Genomic DNA, 18,282 nt, shown 5'->3' with positions numbered 1-18,282 from the left:
GGTAGCAGACGATGACCGCTCAAGGCACCCGCAGTATGCGCTATGCGCAGCAACCCCGTCTGGTGACGCTCCACAACCGTCATGGTATGACGGTCACACTGATGGACTGGGGCGCGACCTGGCTCTCCTGTCAGGTGCCTTTGGCCGACGGCGCGCCACGCGAAGTCCTGCTCGGCTGCGCCAATGCCGAGTTGTATGACCGCCAGCAGGTCTATCTGGGTGCAACGATCGGCCGCTATGCCAACCGTATCGCCAACGCCCACCTGCCCTACCCGAATGGTGACCGCCAGCTGGTTGCCAGTCAGGGTTGCAACCTGCTGCATGGCGGTCAGGTCGGCTTTGACAAGCAACGCTGGTCGATCCTCGAGCACAGCCTGCGCCATGTGCGCTTCTTGCTGAACTCGCCGGATGGCGATCAGGGCTTCCCCGGCAACCTGGATATCGAAGTCACCTATACCCTGGATGACGATAACAGCCTGAGTGTCCGCATGCGGGCCCGCAGCGATCAGCTGACGCCGGTCAACCTGACCAACCATGCCTACTTCAACCTGGACGGCGTCAACGGTGATGTGCGTCAGCATCAACTGCAGGTCCGGGCAGCACGCATGCTGCCCATCGATGGCGCCGGCATTCCACTGGGCGACATCGCCAGCGTGGACGGCACCGGCTTCGACTTCCGTCACCCCAAGCGGCTGGCGCAAGACTTTCTGCAGGATGAGCAGCAAAAAATCGCCAAAGGCTATGACCACAGTTTCGTCCTCGATGCCGCCGGCACCCAGACCGACGACTGGGCCGCCCGCCTGACATCGGGCGATGGTCGCCTGACACTGGAGCTGGCCACCACGCTGCCGGCGCTGCAGTTGTATACCGGCAACTACCTGGCCGGCACGCCGGCCCGCGATGGTGGCGAGTACCGCGACTACAGCGGCGTGGCACTGGAGCCGCAGTTCTTGCCGGACAGCCCGCACCATCCGGAGTGGCCGCAACCGAGCTGCTGGCTGGCCGCCGGACAGGTCTACGACCACACCATCTGCTATCGTTTCCGCTAACCGACATCAGGGCCGCAAGGCCCTTTCTTGATTCAGGAGCCCAGCGATGACCTATCACCCCGCCGAGGAACGCTATAGCCGCCTGCCCTATCACGCCTGTGGCCGCCATGGCCTGAAACTGCCATCCATAGCGTTGGGGTTGTGGCACAACTTCGGCGCCGGCAATGATCTGGACAACTGCCGCGCCATGCTGCGCCGCGCCTTCGATCTGGGCATCACCCATTTCGATCTGGCCAACAACTATGGTCCGCCGCCGGGCAGTGCCGAGGAGACCTTCGGCCGCCTGTTGCGCGAGGATCTGGCGCCCTGGCGCGACGAGCTGGTGATCGCCAGCAAGGCCGGCTACGTGATGTGGCCCGGCCCCTATGGTGATGGCGGCAGCCGCAAGTACCTGTTCAACAGCCTGCATCAGAGTCTGCGCCGCCTGGGAGTCGACTACCTCGACATCTTCTACCACCACAGGCCGGATCCGGCGACACCGCTGGAGGAGAGCATGCAGGCGCTGGCCGACATGGTGCGCCAGGGCAAGGTGCTGTATGTCGGCCTGTCGAACTACCCGGCGCCGCTGTTGCAACAGGCTGCCAGGCTGCTGGATGAATTGGGTGCCCCCTGCCTGATCAATCAGGTTAAATATTCAATGCTCGAGCGCACGGTTGAAGCGGCAACGTTGCCGGCCTGTGCGGCGAACGGCATAGGTTGCATCGCTTTTTCACCGCTGGCCGGTGGCCAGCTCAGCGACCGCTATCTGCATGGCATTCCGGCCGACTCGCGCGCCGCCAGCGCCAGCCCGTTCCTCAGCGCCAGCGTACTGACACCCGAGCGTCTGCGCCTGCTGCAGGCCCTGCATGACATCGCCCAGGCACGCGGCCAGAAGCTGTCACAACTGGCGCTGCAGTGGGTACTGCGCACCCCGGCGATGACCACGGCACTGATTGGTGCCAGCCGGGTCAGCCAGATTGAGGACGCCGTCGCCGCAGTGCAGGCCCCGGCACTGGATGCCGCGACGCTGGCGCAGATCGACGCGCTGCTGGCCGCCCGCTGAAGGCCCGCCTCCCGCGCGGCTGTCGTCCGGCCCGCACATCGGGGCCGGACGGCTTATTTCCCGCACCACGGCGCTGGCCAATTCACTATTTTCTGCACAGCACTCAACGCCATGAACATGATTTGCTCATGGCAAAAACAAATAAAAATCTACTATTAATCATCTGGTTATCAATACTTGACCATCGACATGAAAGTAACGCCGCGAACCGGGCTGCGCGCGCCTGTCTTATTATCGCCACTGGCATACGGATATTTTCCTGCCCCTGTGATCGTTGACAGGCTGGCGATTTCCCATGGACACCAAAAGCACAAAATGACAACAAGCCCATGAATTAACACCGCTTTACCGACGATAGATTGATTTGTCGACCCAGCCTCGGTCACAATCGCCGCAGGACGCCGGTCTGTCGGGCCGGCCTGTGTCTCACCCCTTGCATCCTGGAGTCCTGACTATGAGCGATACCCCACCGGTCAAGCACCTGTGGCCCAATTTCTGGCGCCTTCTCAAACCCTACTGGGTCTCCCCTGCCGGACGCAAAGGCTGGCTGCTGCTGGTGGTGGTGCTGGTATTGATGGGCGGCAGCGTCTACCTCTCCAAGCGCTTCAATGAGTGGTACAACGGCTTCTATAACGCGCTGCAGGATTACAACCTGCCGGGCTTCACCGACAGCCTGATCATGTTCTGTATCCTGGCCACCATCCATGTCGTGGTCTCGGTCTACCTCTCCTACTTCCAGCAGATGCTGAGCATCCACTGGCGGCAGTGGTTGACACAGCACATCATGGCCAGCTGGCTGGACAAGGGTAACTACTACCGCCTGCAACTGACCGACCGCCAGACCGATAACCCGGATCAACGGATCGCCGAAGACATCAACCAGTTTGTCAGCAGCACGCTGGATCTGTCGCTGGGCATACTGCGTGACATCGCGATGCTGTTTACCTTCCTGATGGTGCTGTGGACCTTGTCGACGCCGCTGCAATTTGCCCTGCTCGGCCAGCAGATCCACCTGCCGCAAGGCTATATGGTCTGGCTGGCCCTGGGCTATGCGCTGGTCGGCACCGCGCTGACTTTCCTGATCGGCCGTCCGCTGGTGCGCCTGAACTTCAACCAGCAACGGTTTGAAGCCGACTTCCGTTACTCGCTGATCCGGCTGCGTGAAAATGCCGAATCCATCGCCCTGTATCAAGGCGAGCGCGAAGAGGACAAGATCCTCGACCTGCGCTTTGGCAACGTGGTGCAAAACTACTTCCGGCTGATGCGCCGGCAGAAGAAACTCGGCTTCTTCACGCTCGGCTATAACCAAACCGCCGTCATCTTCCCGATCCTGGTCAGTGCCCCGAGTTATTTCGCCAAGGCGATCCAGCTCGGCGGTGTGATGCAGATCCTCAACGCCTTCGGCCGGGTGCAGGATTCGCTGTCCACGCTGATTAACAACTTCACCGCGCTGGCGCAGTGGAAGGCGGTGGTTGACCGTCTGGCCACCTTCCAGCAGGGCATGGATCACACCGAGCAACTGCCGAGCCTGGCGCCACAACGCGAGGGGACAGGCCTGAGCCTGAACGGCGTGACGGTGCGCAACCCGCAACACAGTGCGCTGCTGTGCAACGGCAACTGGCAGCTGGCCGCCGGCGAATCGGTGCTGATCCAGGGGCCGTCCGGCTGTGGCAAATCGACGCTGCTGCGCACCCTGGCCGGTCTCTGGCCCTATGCCGAGGGGCAGGTCCGCTTCCCGGCCGAGGGTGCCGTGCTGTTCCTCAGCCAGAAACCCTATCTGCCGCTGGGCACGCTGCGCGAGGCGCTGTGCTACCCGCTGCCTCCGCAGGAGGACAGCGTGCTGAGCCCGCTGCTGGCCGAAGTCGGGCTGCAGCAGCTTGCGCCGCGTCTCGACGATGCCGAACCCTGGGCGCAGATCCTGAGCGTCGGCGAACAACAGCGCGTTGCCTTCGCCCGCGCCCTGCTGGTCAAGCCAGCACTGCTGTTCATGGACGAAGCCAGTTCGGCGCTGGATGAACAGAGCGAAGCCCAGCTGTATGGCCTGCTGAAACAGCAGCTGCCGAACACCATTCTGGTCAGCGTCGGGCACCGCAGCACGCTACAACCGTTCCACCAGCGGCGCCTGAGCTGGCAGGCGGACGGCCAATGGCAGCTGGCCTGAGCCGAAATCGCCACGGCGGGCTGGCCGCACTCGCGCTGTGGCTGCTGGCCGCGCTGCTGACGGTGCAGGCCGCCACACCGGCGCGCCAGCTGGCGTTCCGCCGTGACGGCCTGACGCTGCACTATCGGTTGCAACCGCCAGCGGCCCTGGCCGGCGGCGCCATCCAGTCGTTTAGTCTGGCGCTGCCGGCGCAGACGCTGCTCGGCACCTTTCGCCCCTGGCAGCCAGACGCTGCCAGGCGCGTGCTCTATACCCGTCTGCTACAAGCGGCCGGCAAGCAGTGGCCCGAGGCGCGCTTTCACCTGCAGACCACACCGGAGTGGAGCATCGCGATCCACGACCCAGACGGCAAGCGCCTGCCGGAGATCCAGTCATGGCTTGGCGCGGAGCAACAGCGACAATTTGCCACCTTGCTCAAGGAGAGCTATCTGCAACAGCAGCAGGATGCCTGGGGTCAGTCGGGACTGCTTCCCGATTACCCCCGCATCATCGAGGAGAGCAGCAGCGAACTGGGCGACGTCGCCGAAGCGCTGTTGCAACTGGCCGGCGGTGAACAGGCGGATCCGCGCACCCGCTTGCAGTGGCTGCTGCTGTTCGTGCAGACGATTCCCTATCATGCGCTGCAGAGCGCGGATGGTCAGCGCGGCAGTGGTTTTCTATTGCCGCGCCAGGTGTTGCTGGAGAACCGGGGCGACTGTGACAGCAAGTCGGTGTTGCTGGCCAGCCTGTGGCGCTATCTGCAGCCCGAGATCCCGACCCGATTGGTGGTGATCCCCGACCACGCATTACTGGCGCTGGCGTTGCCGGCCGCCCCCGGTGAAGAGACGCTGACCCTAGAGGCGCAACCCTGGTTGCTGGTCGAGCCGACCGGGCCATCTGCGTTGCCGCTCGGCCAGTTGGGGGAAGAGAGCCGCCTGTTTATCAAAACCGGTCGCTACACCACGCTACCGACTCAACCGACCGAGACAAACTCGATGCCGAGCAGGTAACCGCTATCCACCGGGTCGGCGCGCACAATCCGCGCCTCGGCCTGGAACGGCGGCAGCAGGTTGTTGTGCGTGGCCAGGCTGATCTGAATCAGATCCCCCTGCGCATAGTGCCCCTCGCTGGCGTCAATGGCCATGCCGTTGGCGCTCAGATCGCGGCAAATGGCCTGGTAACGTTCACTACCACGGATCAGCGTCACCGGGGCATCGACAATCATGCGCATGAATGCGCGTCGCTCTTTATGCAGATCAGTCAACACGTCGTTCTCCTCCCGTGACTGCCAACCCGCCAGCCTGCGCTGGCATTGTTCATAAAATGTTAATAGAATGGCCGCGTTTTCAAACGGGGTGCGGGCGTCCGCTGAGATCATACCCGGGAACCTGATCCAGTTAGCACTGGCGTAGGGATTTGAGACAACACCGCACCCCGCCGTGCGGTGGGACGCCTGCCTGAATCCATGACAAGGAGTTCGACATGCGTTCCCTGATCCTGCTGGCCAGCCTGCTGGTTTGTGCGGCCGAAGCCGCACCGCAATTGACCATCTACACCTACGATTCGTTCGCTTCCGAGTGGGGCCCAGGCCCGAAAATCAAGCAAGCCTTTGAAAAACAGTGTGGCTGCGAGATCGCCTTTGTGCCACTCGAAGACGGCGTTGCCATCCTTAATCGTCTGAAACTTGAAGGCGCGCACAGTCAGGCCGATCTGGTGATTGGCATGGATGAGGCCATGTTGCCGGAAGCACGCAACAGCCAGCTGTTTGCCGAACACAAGGTGGATCTGCAACCCATCACGCTGCCCGGCGGCTGGCAGGACACCCGCTTCCTGCCGTTCGATTACGGCCACTTCGCCTTCGTCTATGACAGCAGCAAGCTCAAGCAGGTACCCAAGAGTCTGAGCGAACTGGCCGCACGCCAGGACCTGAAGGTCATTTACCAAGATCCGCGCACCAGCACGCCGGGACAGGGCTTGCTGATGTGGGTCAAGCAGACCCAGGGCGACCAGGCCGCTGCCTTCTGGCAACAGCTGGCCAAGCACACCGTGACCGTCACCAAGGGCTGGAGCGAGGCTTACGGCATGTTCCTCAAGGGTGAGGCCGATCTGGTGCTCTCCTACACCACCTCGCCGGCTTACCACCGGCTGGCCGAGCAGAAGAACCAGTACCAGGCCGCCATGTTCAGTGAAGGCCACTATCGCCAGGTCGAAGTCGCCGCCCAGCTCAAGTCCGCCCCACATCCGGAACTGGCCGCACGCTTCATGCAATTCATCCTGCAACCGGAATTCCAGAGCCTGATCCCGACCGGCAACTGGATGTATCCGGTCACCGCCGTGGCGCTGCCGGCGGGTTTCAACGTCGATGAGACCCCGAGTCAGAGCCTGCATCTGGAGCAGGCGCGCATTGCCAGTGAACGCAAAGCCTGGCTGCGTGAATGGCTGCAGGCGGTGAGCCAGTAAGTGACACGCTCCGCCACCTGCTCGCCCCCTCCCCGGCTTCCGTCACCGGCCGCTCGCCTGTGGTGGGGGCCTGGCGCGCTGGCGCTCGGCCTGCTGGCACTGCTCGGCCTGGGCCCCTTGCTGGCACTGTTGCTAAGTGGTGGCGACGCCCCCGCCGCACTATGGCAAGATCCCTATCTGCGCCATGTGGTGCGCTTTAGTCTGCTGCAAGCCGGACTGTCGATGGCCCTCAGTGTGCTGCTGGCATTGCCGGTGGCGCGCGCGTTGCATCGGCGCCGTTTCCCTGGGCGCCAGCTGTTGCTGCAACTGTTCGGCATCTCGCTGGTACTGCCGGTGATCATTGCGTTGTTTGGCCTGGTGGCCGTGCATGGTCAGCAAGGGTGGCTACCCCAGCTGCTGCGGGCCTGTGGCTGGCAGCCAGGTAGCTATCTATATGGCCTCAGCGGCATCTTGCTGGCGCACCTGTTTTTTAACCTGCCGCTGGCGGCACGCTGGTTGCTGTTCGCTCTGGAGGCTATCCCCGAGTCGCAATGGCGACTGGCCAGCCAGCTGGGACTGCGCGGCTGGAGCCTTTGGCGCATCGTCGAATGGCCGGCGTTGCGCTCTCAGCTGCCGGCGCTGGGCAGCCTGATCTTTCTGCTGTGCTTTTCCAGCTTTACCACTGTGATGGCGCTCGGCGGCGGTCCGGCGGCCACCACCCTGGAGGTGGCGGTCTATCAGGCGCTGCGTTTTGACTTCGATCTGGCCACCGCCGCCCAGCTGGCGTTATGGCACCTGCTGCTCGGGGCGCAGGCCCTGCTGTGGCACCACCAGAGCCAACTGCCGCCGCCACGCGCCAGTCGTACCCCGGGCGGCGTGTGGCGCCCGGATCGTCACACCCTGGGTGGACGCGTCGTGGATGCCGCGGCGCTGCTGCTGGCACTGCTGCTGTTCGTGCCGCCGTTGCTGGCCATCGTCAGCAGCGGTCTGCATCCTGGGCTGTGGCAGGCGCTGCAGATGCCGACACTGTGGCGCGCGCTGGCCACCTCGTTGCAGATCGGGAGCGGCGCAGCCAGCCTGGCGGTGCTGCTCAGTCTGTTGCTGCTGGTCAGCAGCCGCCACCTGCGACTGCGGCTTGGACGCCCCCAGCTGGCACAGCTGCTGGAATCGAGCGGTTCATTGATCCTGCTGGTGCCGACCGCCGTGCTCAGTACAGGTCTGTTCATCCTGCTGCGCCCCTATGCCAACCTGTTTGGCCTCGGCTTCTGGCTGGTGATGCTGCTTAATGCGCTGGCCAGCCTGCCCTATACGCTGCGCTGCCTGCAACCGGCGTTGCAGCAAGCGGTGCTGCGCTATGAGCGCCTGGCAGTCAGCCTCGGCCTGCAGGGTTGGGCACGCTGGCGCTATCTGGAGTGGCCGCTGTTGCGCCAGGCGCTCGGCCGCGCGCTGGCGCTGGCGCTGATCTTCTCGCTCGGCGATCTCGGCGCCGTGGCCATGTTTGGCAGTGCCGAACTGCAAACCCTGCCCTGGTTGCTGTTCCAGCAGCTGGGGAGTTATCACCTGTCTCAGGCCGCCGCCACGGCCCTGCTGCTGCTGTTGTTATGTGTCGGCCTGCTGTCGCTGGTCGAATGGTTGTTTGGAGGCCGTGATGCTGATTTGTGATGACCTGACGCTGCAGCGGGGCAGCGAGACCTTTCACTTCTCGTTGACGCTGCAACCCGGCGAATTACTGGTGCTGGTCGGTCCCAGTGGCGCCGGCAAGAGCACACTGCTGGATCTGCTGGCCGGTTTTGCTACCCCGCAGCAGGGGACGCTGAGCTGGCAGGGCGAGTCGCTGCTGGCCCTCTCGCCGGCGCAACGACCATTCACCACTCTGTTTCAGAGCGACAACCTGTTCGATCACCTGACGGTGGCACAGAACATCGGTCTGGGATTGAGTCCGACGCTGCGCTTGAGCCAGGCCCAGCGCCAGCAGGTACAGGAGGCCGCCGCACGCATGGGGTTGGGCGATCGCCTCGCCAGCCTGCCGCCACAGCTTTCCGGGGGCCAGCAACAGCGGGTGGCGCTGGCGCGCTGCCTGGTGCGCCAACGGCCACTGCTGCTGCTCGACGAGCCCTTCTCCGCGCTCGACCCGGCACTGCGCCAGGAGTTGTTACGCGAGATCCACCGCCTGACCCGTGTCGAAGGGATCGGCGTGCTGCTGATTTCGCACCACCCACAGGAGGCCCGCGACGTCGCCGACCGGCTGGCACTGCTGGAGCAGGGGCGCATTGTGTTCTGTGGTGCGCCCAGCGCCCTGGATGCACCGGAACACGCGGCGCTGCGCCGCTATCTGGGCCACGACGCCGATTAGCGACCCTTTGGGGCCGGATTCCCCCACGCTAACAGGCCAGCGCGACCGCGCACCGCTGATCACCGTATCGGCCCCGTCACCGGAGTGCCATCTGTTTAATGAATAGAACCCAGCCCCTATCCATCACAAATTGAGATAGATTGCTGCGATGACATTGCCGCGATGGCGGCGCTGAAAAGGGGGCCTTGGCCCCCTTGCTCGGAATGCAACAGGCGTCGCGACCGCGCACCGCTGATCACCGTATCGGCCCCGTCACCGGAGTGCCATCTGTTTAATGAATAGAACCCAGCCCCTATCCATCACAAATTGAGATAGATTGCCGCGATGGCATTGCCGCTATGGCGGCGCGGAAAAGGGGGCCTTGGCCCCCTTGCTCGGAATGCAACAGGCGTCGCGACCGCGCACCGCTGATCACCGCATCGGCCCCGTCACCGGAGTGCCATCTGTTTCATAAATAGAACCCAGCCCCTATCCATCACAAATTGAGATAGATTGCCGCGATGGCATTGCCGCTATGGCGGCGCTGAAAAGGGGGCCTTGGCCCCCTTGGTCGGAATGCGCGCGCATGCATTGTGCGCGCGGTTATCGGCTTGGCGTCAGAGATTCTCCTCGGCAAACGACGCCAGACGGCTGCGGATCACGCCGTTGAGGTAGATGTTGGCGCTGCCTTCGAAGTTCTTGAAGCGTTCAACGATATAGGTCAGGCCGGATGTCACCGGGGTCAGGTAAGTGGAATCGATCTGCGCCAGGTTGCCGGAGCAGACCAGCTTGGTGCCCTCGCCACAGCGGGTGATGATGGTCTTGAGCTGCGATGGCGTCAGGTTCTGGCACTCGTCGAGCAGCACGAAGGTGTTCTGCAGGCTGCGGCCGCGCATGAAGTTGACCGATTTGAACTGGATGTTGGCCTTCTCCATGATGTACTGCAGCGACCCCTCCTTGCTGACATCATGCTTGTGCAGCACCTCCAGCGTATCGGTCACCGCCGCCAGCCACGGCATCATCTTCTCCTCTTCGGTGCCGGGCAGGAAACCGATGCTCTCGGCGATCTCCGGCGTGTTGCGGGTGACGATGATGCGCTCGTAGATGCCACGCTCAATCACCAGCTCCAGTGCCGCGGCCATCGCCAGCAGGGTCTTGCCGCAGCCCGCCGGGCCGGTCAAAATCACCAGATCCAGCGTCGGATCGAGCAACGCATCCAGTGCCATCGCCTGATAGATGTTCTTCGGGTGCACGCCCCAGGCATGGCGCCCCATCAGGCGTTCGCGGCCAATGTCCTTGATCTGCAGCCGGCCGTTGTCGCGCCCCTGCACGCGGCCGGCAAACTGCTCCTGCTCGTCCAGCAGATACTGGTTGATGTGGGTATCGGGGACCTTTTCTTCGGCCACCCAGTGGTAGACATCGCGTCCGCTGCTGGTGGTATCGACCTCGCCGACCCGCTCCCAGAAGTCGCCCTCCAGACGCTGGAACCCCTTGGCCAGCAGGCGAATATCGTCAATCAGCTGATCGGTGCGGTAATCCTCGACATGCTTGAGACCGGTGCCCTTGGCCTTCAGACGCATGTTGATGTCTTTGGTCACCAGCACCACCTGGCGTTCGGGATGGCTCTTTTGCAGGTAGAGCGCGGCATTGATGATGCGGTTGTCATTCTCCTTGTTGGTAAACACCGCCTCGCCTTCCGGCAGATTGTGGTCGGCAAAGATCGCCAACCGTCCGGTGCTGTGCTCGCCCCCCCGTTGTCCCAGCCAGACCCCTTCGGCAATCTGCTCGGGAGTGGCCTCGCGGAACACATCCTCCAGGGTACGGATCGCCACCCGCGCTTCGCGGCTGACATCTTTCTGGCGATCCTTGATGTTGTCGAGCTCTTCCAGCACCGTCATCGGGATGATGACGTCATGTTCCTGAAAGGAGTAAATGGCGAGGGGTTCGTGGAGCAGAACATTGGTGTCGAGGACAAACAGCTTGCGATCGTCGCTCTCCATAGGCAGCCTCCCTGGTTGGTCGCGGATCCGGTCAATGACGTTCCGATGACAGTTACACCACAGCCGGATGACAGGACTATGACTCGATTCCACCGTACACCCGTTATCCCCCCGTTCGCAACCGCCTGCTGACCACCTTTGCGAAGCAGCAAACAAAAAAGCGTTATCCGGCAATTACTTGCTTGTTTTTTGCACGAATTGTTGCACCGATTACCGCCACACATACGGAAAATTAACTTCCGCATCCAGCGCGCATGCGGAAGCAGATTTCAGCCAATTTATGATTTAAAAACAATCACTTAAACAATAAAATACCGCTGTAATGCCAGCGTATCTCGCGCTGGCGCCGCGCTGCGTGTCAGAGGATAGCTCCATGTCGGTATCACAGATGAAACTTGCCATCGATGATGGCTCCACCAACGTCAAGGTCAGCTGGATCGAGCACGGCAGCCTGAAGACCATCGTCTCGCCGAACTCGTTTCGCAAGGACTGGAAGAGTGCCGCGCTGCTGCGTGGCCAGAAGGTGTACAACTACACGATTGGCACCACCAAATACACCTATGACGCCACGTCGGACAAGGCGCTCTCGACCACCCACATCGAGTACCAGTACGACGATCTGAACCTGCTGGCGGTGCACCATGCGCTGCTGCAGACCGGACTGCCGCCGCAACCGGTCAGCATCGTCGTCACGCTGCCGATCACCGAATATTACCACCCGGACGATTGCCAGAAGAACGAGGCACGCATCGAGGCCAAGCGCCGCAACCTGACGCGCGACATCAGCCTGAACAAGGGCGAGCTGTTCAAGATCGTGCATGTCGAAGTGATGCCGGAGAGCCTGCCGGCGGCGCTGTCCCATCTGCTGAACGCCAACTGCAACGAGTTTACCAAGTCCCTGGTGATCGACTGCGGTGGCACCACGCTGGACATGGGCATCATCGTCGGCGAGTTTGACGACGTGTCGGCCATCTATGGCAACAACGAGATTGGCGTCTCCATGGTGACCGATGTCGCGCGCAAGGCGCTGGCCGCTGCCGACAGCGACTCCAGCTACCTGGTGGCCAACGAGCTGATCAAGCGCCGCCACGATCTCGACTTCGTGCACAGCATCGTCAACGACGAGAGCAAGATCCCGGCGATCCTCGACAAGATCGAGACCCGTATCCGCGAACTGGGCGATCAGGTAGCCTATGAGGCGAAGAAGTTCGCCAAGCATCCGAACCGCGTCTATCTGGTGGGCGGCGGTGCGCCGCTGATCGAAGATGCGATCCGCGAAGCCTATGCCACGCTGGGCGATCGCGTCGTGCTGATCGACAACCCGCAAAGCGCGCTGTCACGCGAGATCTGCCTGTATCACGCCGAGGATACCAGCGTCGAGATCGAGAGCCCGGTTCTGCTCGAGGTCGGGGATGAGTAACGGCGGCGCCCGCAAACTCAACCTGACGCTGTACGTCAATCCGGAGACCTCGGAGGCGGATCGCCGCGCCGTGGCGGTGTTGCAGCAGTGGTATCGGCAAGCCAGGCAGAGCCACAGCGAACGCGCCGATCTGGATATGCTGGTACGCCTGTTCCACCGTGACATCTACATGGCCGGACTGTTTCTCTATCAACTGAGCCCGCGCTTATGCCGCTCGCTGGCGCTGGCCAACGAGGAGCCGGAGGCGCGCATCGACAGCCTGCTGCAACAGCTCGAGATCTGCGGCCTGTGGCAAGCAGAGGCCACGGCGCCGGCCGCAAGCGCCGATGCCCAGGTCAGCGCCCAGCTGGAAGCGCTACAGCAGTGGTTGCAACGCACGCTGCAGGAACAAAGCGAGGCGCCGGCGGCGCCCGCCAGCGTGGATAGCAGTGTGCTGCCCGAGGCACTGCAGCAACAATGGCAACAGCAGCAACAACAGATGGCGCAGATGCAGGAACAGATGCAGCAGTTGCGCCAGCTGGCCGAGGCCCAGAGCCTGCAGTTGCAGCGCCTGCGCGCCGCCCCGGCGGCCAGCGGCCGTGCCGGCGAGACGTCGGGCCCGAGCTCCGCCACCAGCCAGAGTGGCCCGCAAACCACGACCCTGAGCGCAGTCGCGCCCGATCCGGAGCGGCTGCGCCGCATCAAGCAAAAAGGGCTGTTTTGAGCCGGACGCCACAATGACGTGGGCCAGTCCCTGGACTGGCCCACGCTGTCTTTCGCCGGCAGATGACCCGGTCTGCGGCGCAGCCTGACGACGGAATGATGCAATCTGACATCATCACGACCGATTGCCCGTCATCGCCACAGCAAGCGCCGCTAACGCAGCGCCTGCGGCAGCTGGATTAGCCACAACAGGGATGCCGACTCGGCGGCATCAAGCGGCTGCAACTGCACGCGGCTGGCGACCGGTTGGCCATCGTAGCGCAACTTGCCATCGCCCTCGGTGCTGTAGTCGGTGATATCCTTGCTCTGCGCCACAGGTTGTGTGACCTTCACCGCCACCCCGAAGTCATTGTCATTGCTGATCGCCAACGTCCTGGCATCGATCAGCGCCAGCCCTTCGGCCTTCTCCGCCTGCCAGCCCAGCGCCTGCAAATCCACCAGTAACTGCTTGCCGACCGGACGCATCCCGGCCGCAGCCAATGCCGCTGCGGAGGCAAACTCCGGCTCCTTACCCTCGACACGCAACGCACTCAGATCGCTGGCCGCCGCCAAGTCGAGGCGGTAGATGCGATTGTGCATCTGCTTGTCCTTATCCTTGCCCTGCTCAATGGCCAGCAGCGTCGTTTCATCCACCGCCACCAGATCCCCCAACTTGGCATCCTTGTTCTTCTTGTAGAACCCCGCCTCCAGCGGATAAGCCAGCATCCGCGTCTGTCCGCTGGCCGGATCCAGCTCCAGCAGCCGGATAAAGCTGGCCTGCTTGGCCGTTTTTCCTTCGATATCCAGTGTGCTTTGCACAGCGGCAATGATCTTGCCCGACGGCAGGCGTGCTATGCCTTCAAAACCGCGGTTCGGCTGCCGCCATGCCAGCACGGCTGGCAGACCCGAGGCCACCGCCTTGCTGCCACCCTGCGCCTCGGGGCCGTACTTCTGCAGCACCTTGCCCTGGCCATCGACATGGATCAGGAAGGGGCCGTACTCGTCGCACAACCAGTAACCACCGCGGCCATCGGCCACGATACCTTCGCTATCCAGCCCCCGGCTATCCGGCACGGCAACCGGCTGCAACGCCGCATCGATGGCCTGCTCACCGGTCGCCCCGACCGTGCCTGCCGGTAACGGCAGGCCATGCAGGACGCCCTGACCGTCATGCAGCAGCACCGCGGCGCCGACGCTGACCTGGCCATCCTTCACCTGTAGCGGACGCCATTGCGGAGTAAAGTCCGGACGCAGGAAGATCTTGCTCTCCTGTTTGCCGTGCCACTGCGGGGCATCGCCGTTGGGGCCGCGGTCGGTCAGGCTGACAAAGTGCAGCGTGCCGTCCGCATCCTGACCATCGAAAAACAGGCCGGAGCCCAGACCAAGCGGCAAACCCGCTCCGAATGCCGAGGCGAACGGTCCCTGGTAGTGAAGCCGACTCTCGGCCGGCAGCGGAATCGTCAATTTGGCCACTACCTGCGGCTCAGCCGCCTGAACGGCCAGCGATCCCAGCACCATCGCCAGCCCGAGCGCACAACTATGCAGACGCATCATCAGAACATCCTGTCAAAAAAAAAGAAAACCCATGTCGCTACCTCGGCACCAGCGGCCGATCGGAGCCATGCTGCCGCCGTAACGTGACAACGCCATGACAAGACAGCGGAATGAAACGGCACGAATTCAAGCGCTTGCAGACAAACGTTTCCTGCCGCACCAGCACTGGCGCCGCACCATGCAAAAACATCGCCAGCCATCACACTTTTGTGTAGAATACGCGCCCACCCGAGCCGGCCAGGATGGCCACCACCGACAGGGGCGTTTGGCAAAGCGCACTCCGCCAGCCCATTGGCGAGCGCGCTTTGCGAACACCCCCTGGAACCTTTAGAGGACACCGAAGAGATGGAAAACACTCGACCGATCCGCCGCGCCCTGCTGAGCGTCTCAGACAAGACCGGCATTGTGGAGTTTGCCCGCGCCCTGCAGGCTCGTGGCGTAGAACTGCTCTCCACCGGCGGAACCGCTCGCCTGCTGGCCGATGCTGGCCTGCCGGTAACCGAAGTCTCCGATTACACCGGCTTCCCGGAAATGATGGATGGCCGCGTCAAGACCCTGCACCCTAAGGTTCATGGCGGCATCCTCGGCCGTCGCGGCACCGATGACGGCATCATGGCCGAACATGGCATCAGCCCGATCGATCTGGTGGCCGTCAACCTGTATCCGTTCGCCGCCACCGTCGCCAAGCCGGATTGCTCGCTGGCCGACGCCATCGAGAACATCGACATCGGCGGCCCGACCATGGTGCGTTCCGCCGCCAAGAACCACAAGGATGTCACCATCGTCGTCAACGCCCGTGACTACGACCGCGTGATCGCCGAAATGGACAGCAACGCCAACTCGCTGAGCTATGCCACCCGTTTCGATCTGGCCATCGCCGCGTTCGAACACACCGCCGCCTACGATGGCATGATCGCCAACTACTTCGGCACCAAGGTGCCCAGCTATGGCGTCACCGACGAGGCCAGTGAAGGCTCCAAGTTCCCGCGCACCATAAACTTCCAGTTCATCAAGAAGCAGGACATGCGCTACGGCGAAAACGCCCATCAGGCCGCTGCGTTCTATGTCGAAGCCGACGTGCAGGAGGCCTCGGTCGCCACCGCCAACCAGCTGCAAGGCAAGGCGCTTTCCTACAACAACATCGCCGATACCGATGCGGCGCTGGAGTGTGTCAAGGAGTTCATCGAGCCGGCCTGTGTCATCGTCAAGCACGCCAATCCGTGCGGCGTGGCGCTGGGTGACGACATTCTGCAAGCCTACGATCGCGCCTATCAGACCGATCCGACCTCGGCGTTTGGCGGCATCATCGCCTTCAACCGCGAGCTGGACGGCGCCACTGCCGAAGCCATCGTCAGCCGTCAGTTTGTCGAGGTGATCATCGCCCCGGCGGTGTCCGCAGAGGCCCGCGCCGCCGTGGCCAAGAAGGCCAACGTGCGCCTGCTGGAGTGTGGTTTCTGGACTCAGAAGAGCAACGCGGTCGACGTCAAGCGCGTCAACGGCGGCCTGCTGGTGCAGGATCGCGACCAGGGCATGGTCAGCCTGCGCGACCTCAAGGTGGTCAGCAAGCGTCAGCCCACCGAGAAGGAGCTCGAAGAGCTGCTGTTCTGCTGGAAGGTCGGCAAGTTCGTCAAGTCCAACGCCATCGTCTATACCCAAAACGGTCAGACCATTGGCATCGGTGCCGGCCAGATGAGCCGGGTCTACTCCGCGAAGATCGCCGGCATCAAGGCTGCCGATGAAGGGCTCAAGGTCGAAGGCTCCTGCATGGCCTCCGACGCCTTCTTCCCGTTCCGCGACGGCATCGACGCCGCTGCGGCCGCGGGCGTGCGTTGTGTCATCCAGCCGGGTGGCTCGATGCGCGATCAGGAGGTGATCGACGCCGCCGACGAGCACGACATGGTGATGGTGTTCACCGGCATGCGCCACTTCCGTCATTGATCGTGTCAGGCCGCCTGCGGGCGGCCTTCTCATACACAGCAATTGATAGTGCGGATGCCGACGCATCCCCCCTTTTTTTCGCCGGGGCCACGCCCCGACCAGAGGATGGAAAAGATGAAAGTATTGGTGATCGGTAACGGTGGTCGTGAACACGCCCTGGCCTGGAAGGCCGCCCAGTCCCCATTGACCGAGCAGGTGTTCGTGGCGCCGGGTAATCCGGGGACCGCCCGCGAAGCCAAGGTCCGGAATGTTGCCATCAGCGCCACCGATATCGCGGCGCTGGTCGCGTTTGCGCAGCAAGAACAAATTGGTCTGACCATTGTTGGCCCAGAGGCGCCGCTGGTTATCGGTGTCGTCGATGCCTTCCGCGCCGCCGGTCTGACCATTTTCGGACCGACCCAGGCCGCCGCTCAACTCGAAGGCTCCAAGGCCTTTACCAAGGATTTCCTCGCCCGCCAGCAGATCCCGACCGCCGAGTATCAGAACTTCACCGCAGTCGAGCCCGCACTGGCCTACCTGCGTGAGAAGGGTGCCCCGATCGTCGTCAAGGCCGATGGCCTGGCCGCCGGCAAGGGGGTGATCGTCGCAATGACGCTGCAGGAGGCTGAAGACGCGGTGCGTGACATGCTCTCCGGCAACGCCTTCGGCGAAGCGGGCAGCCGCGTGGTCATCGAAGAGTTCCTCGACGGTGAAGAGGCATCGTTCATCGTCATGGTGGATGGCAAGAACGTGCTGCCGATGGCCACCAGCCAGGATCACAAGCGGGTTGGCGACGGTGATACCGGTCCGAACACCGGCGGCATGGGTGCCTACTCGCCGGCGCCGGTGGTCACCCCGGAAATCCACCAGCGCGTCATGGAACGCATCATCATGCCCACAGTGCAGGGCATGGCCGCTGAAGGCAACGTCTATACCGGTTTCCTGTACGCGGGCCTGATGATCGACGCGGCGGGCAACCCCAAGGTGATCGAGTTCAACTGCCGCTTCGGCGATCCGGAAACCCAACCGATCATGCTGCGCATGCAATCCGATCTGGTGGAGCTGTGCCTCGCCGCCTGTGCCGGTGAACTGGACCAGAAAGAAGCACGCTACGACACCCGCGCCGCCGTCGGCGTGGTGCTGGCTGCGGCCAACTACCCGGGCGAGCCGCAAAAGGGCGACGTCATTTCAGGCCTGGACGCCGGCAACAATGTCGACGTCAAACTGTTCCAGGCCGGGACGGCCGAACAGGATGGCCAGGTGGTGACCGCCGGCGGACGCGTACTGTGCGCCACCGCGCTCGGTCACAGCGTGCTGGAAGCCCAGCAGAAGGCTTACGAGCTGGCACGTCAGGTAAGCTGGGATGGCGTCTTCTATCGCAGCGACATCGGCTATCGGGCCATTGCGCGCGAACAAGCCTGAGCCAAAGTGACGATCTACTGGAAAGCTGCCCCTGGGCAGCTTTCTTTTTTGCTAGGTTTTCATTTCTTGGTGTTCTTTTCTACGTTTCCTGTCCCAAACTCGCAGCCAATATTCAGCGTTTTGCCAGCCCCCCTAAAGGTTACAAAATATTACAAAACGTAATTTAATTACGAAAATTTACCTCAAATGTTGAAAACCTTTTCAAATTTTTACAGTTGACTTACATCGCAACTTTGATTTTTTGATGCATCGCAAAGAAAACCAAAGCTCAAGAAAACGTTTCCAT

14 protein-coding genes and 1 riboswitch are annotated in these 18,282 nt (G+C 62.6%); of the genes, 11 read left to right on the top strand and 3 right to left on the bottom strand.

Translation table 11 applies throughout. From position 1 onward, the window contains the following. Positions 1-11: 11 nt before the first annotated feature. The 4 genes from galM (at position 12) to ACFOSS_RS00445 (ending at position 5,241) form a co-directional block, all read left to right on the top strand. Positions 12-1,049, top strand: a complete 1,038-nt coding sequence (gene galM / locus ACFOSS_RS00460) for a galactose-1-epimerase (protein ID WP_377149789.1) — start codon at positions 12-14, stop codon at positions 1,047-1,049. A gap of 46 nt (positions 1,050-1,095) precedes the next feature. Beyond that, on the top strand, positions 1,096-2,091 hold the full coding sequence (locus tag ACFOSS_RS00455) for an aldo/keto reductase (protein ID WP_377149787.1): 996 nt from the start codon (positions 1,096-1,098) through the stop codon (positions 2,089-2,091). Between the two features lie 454 nt (positions 2,092-2,545). Then, complete coding sequence (locus ACFOSS_RS00450; protein WP_377149785.1) at positions 2,546-4,252, top strand: ABC transporter ATP-binding protein/permease; 1,707 nt, start codon at positions 2,546-2,548, stop codon at positions 4,250-4,252. Next, the gene (locus ACFOSS_RS00445; RefSeq protein ID WP_377149783.1) at positions 4,237-5,241 is read left to right on the top strand and encodes a hypothetical protein; all 1,005 of its coding nucleotides are present in this window, start codon (positions 4,237-4,239) and stop codon (positions 5,239-5,241) included. The genes ACFOSS_RS00450 and ACFOSS_RS00445 overlap by 16 nt, the downstream gene beginning before the upstream one ends. Here ACFOSS_RS00445 and ACFOSS_RS00440 read toward each other — a convergent pair. Beyond that, positions 5,205-5,498, bottom strand: coding sequence for a PilZ domain-containing protein (locus ACFOSS_RS00440; RefSeq protein ID WP_377149781.1), 294 nt, complete (start codon positions 5,496-5,498; stop codon positions 5,205-5,207). The genes ACFOSS_RS00445 and ACFOSS_RS00440 overlap by 37 nt on opposite strands. 74 nt (positions 5,499-5,572) lie before the next feature. Next, positions 5,573-5,663: riboswitch (TPP riboswitch) on the top strand. 50 nt (positions 5,664-5,713) lie between these two features. Here ACFOSS_RS00440 and thiB point away from each other — a divergent pair. Genes thiB through thiQ form a run of 3 tightly spaced genes read left to right on the top strand, consistent with a single transcriptional unit; the run spans position 5,714 to position 9,023 of the window. Further along, positions 5,714-6,691, top strand: coding sequence for a thiamine ABC transporter substrate binding subunit (thiB, locus tag ACFOSS_RS00435; protein ID WP_377149779.1), 978 nt, complete (start codon positions 5,714-5,716; stop codon positions 6,689-6,691). Further along, the gene (gene thiP, locus ACFOSS_RS00430) at positions 6,692-8,332 is read left to right on the top strand and encodes a thiamine/thiamine pyrophosphate ABC transporter permease (RefSeq protein WP_377149777.1); all 1,641 of its coding nucleotides are present in this window, start codon (positions 6,692-6,694) and stop codon (positions 8,330-8,332) included. It begins immediately after the preceding gene. After that, positions 8,319-9,023 carry a thiamine ABC transporter ATP-binding protein gene (gene thiQ / locus ACFOSS_RS00425; RefSeq protein WP_377149775.1) on the top strand — a complete coding sequence of 235 codons (705 nt, stop codon included), beginning with the start codon at positions 8,319-8,321 and terminating at the stop codon, positions 9,021-9,023. Before thiP ends, thiQ begins: the two co-directional genes overlap by 14 nt. A gap of 596 nt (positions 9,024-9,619) precedes the next feature. Here the strand turns inward: thiQ and ACFOSS_RS00420 are convergent. Continuing rightward, positions 9,620-11,002, bottom strand: a complete 1,383-nt coding sequence (locus ACFOSS_RS00420) for a PhoH family protein (protein ID WP_377149772.1) — start codon at positions 11,000-11,002, stop codon at positions 9,620-9,622. Between the two features lie 373 nt (positions 11,003-11,375). On the opposite strand from ACFOSS_RS00420, the gene parM reads away from it, so the two are divergent. Further along, positions 11,376-12,422, top strand: a complete 1,047-nt coding sequence (gene parM, locus ACFOSS_RS00415) for a plasmid segregation protein ParM domain-containing protein (protein ID WP_377149770.1) — start codon at positions 11,376-11,378, stop codon at positions 12,420-12,422. Next, a complete protein-coding gene (locus ACFOSS_RS00410) occupies positions 12,415-13,125 on the top strand; it encodes a hypothetical protein (RefSeq protein ID WP_377149768.1) in 711 nt (236 codons plus the stop codon). Before parM ends, ACFOSS_RS00410 begins: the two co-directional genes overlap by 8 nt. Positions 13,126-13,277: 152 nt before the next feature. Here ACFOSS_RS00410 and ACFOSS_RS00405 read toward each other — a convergent pair whose 3' ends face one another. Then, positions 13,278-14,657, bottom strand: a complete 1,380-nt coding sequence (locus ACFOSS_RS00405; protein ID WP_377149766.1) for an esterase-like activity of phytase family protein — start codon at positions 14,655-14,657, stop codon at positions 13,278-13,280. A 345-nt stretch (positions 14,658-15,002) separates the two neighbouring features. On the opposite strand from ACFOSS_RS00405, the gene purH reads away from it, so the two are divergent. Both purH and purD read left to right on the top strand, forming a co-directional pair. Beyond that, a complete protein-coding gene (purH, locus tag ACFOSS_RS00400; RefSeq protein ID WP_377149764.1) occupies positions 15,003-16,595 on the top strand; it encodes a bifunctional phosphoribosylaminoimidazolecarboxamide formyltransferase/IMP cyclohydrolase in 1,593 nt (530 codons plus the stop codon). Between the two features lie 114 nt (positions 16,596-16,709). Then, positions 16,710-17,996 carry a phosphoribosylamine--glycine ligase gene (gene purD / locus ACFOSS_RS00395; protein ID WP_377149761.1) on the top strand — a complete coding sequence of 429 codons (1,287 nt, stop codon included), beginning with the start codon at positions 16,710-16,712 and terminating at the stop codon, positions 17,994-17,996. Positions 17,997-18,282: the final 286 nt, after the last annotated feature.

The sequence above is a fragment of the Pseudaeromonas sharmana genome, from assembly GCF_042649925.1.
GTDB lineage: Bacteria > Pseudomonadota > Gammaproteobacteria > Enterobacterales > Aeromonadaceae > Pseudaeromonas > Pseudaeromonas sharmana.
This window is presented reverse-complemented; position numbering and strand designations above follow the sequence as displayed.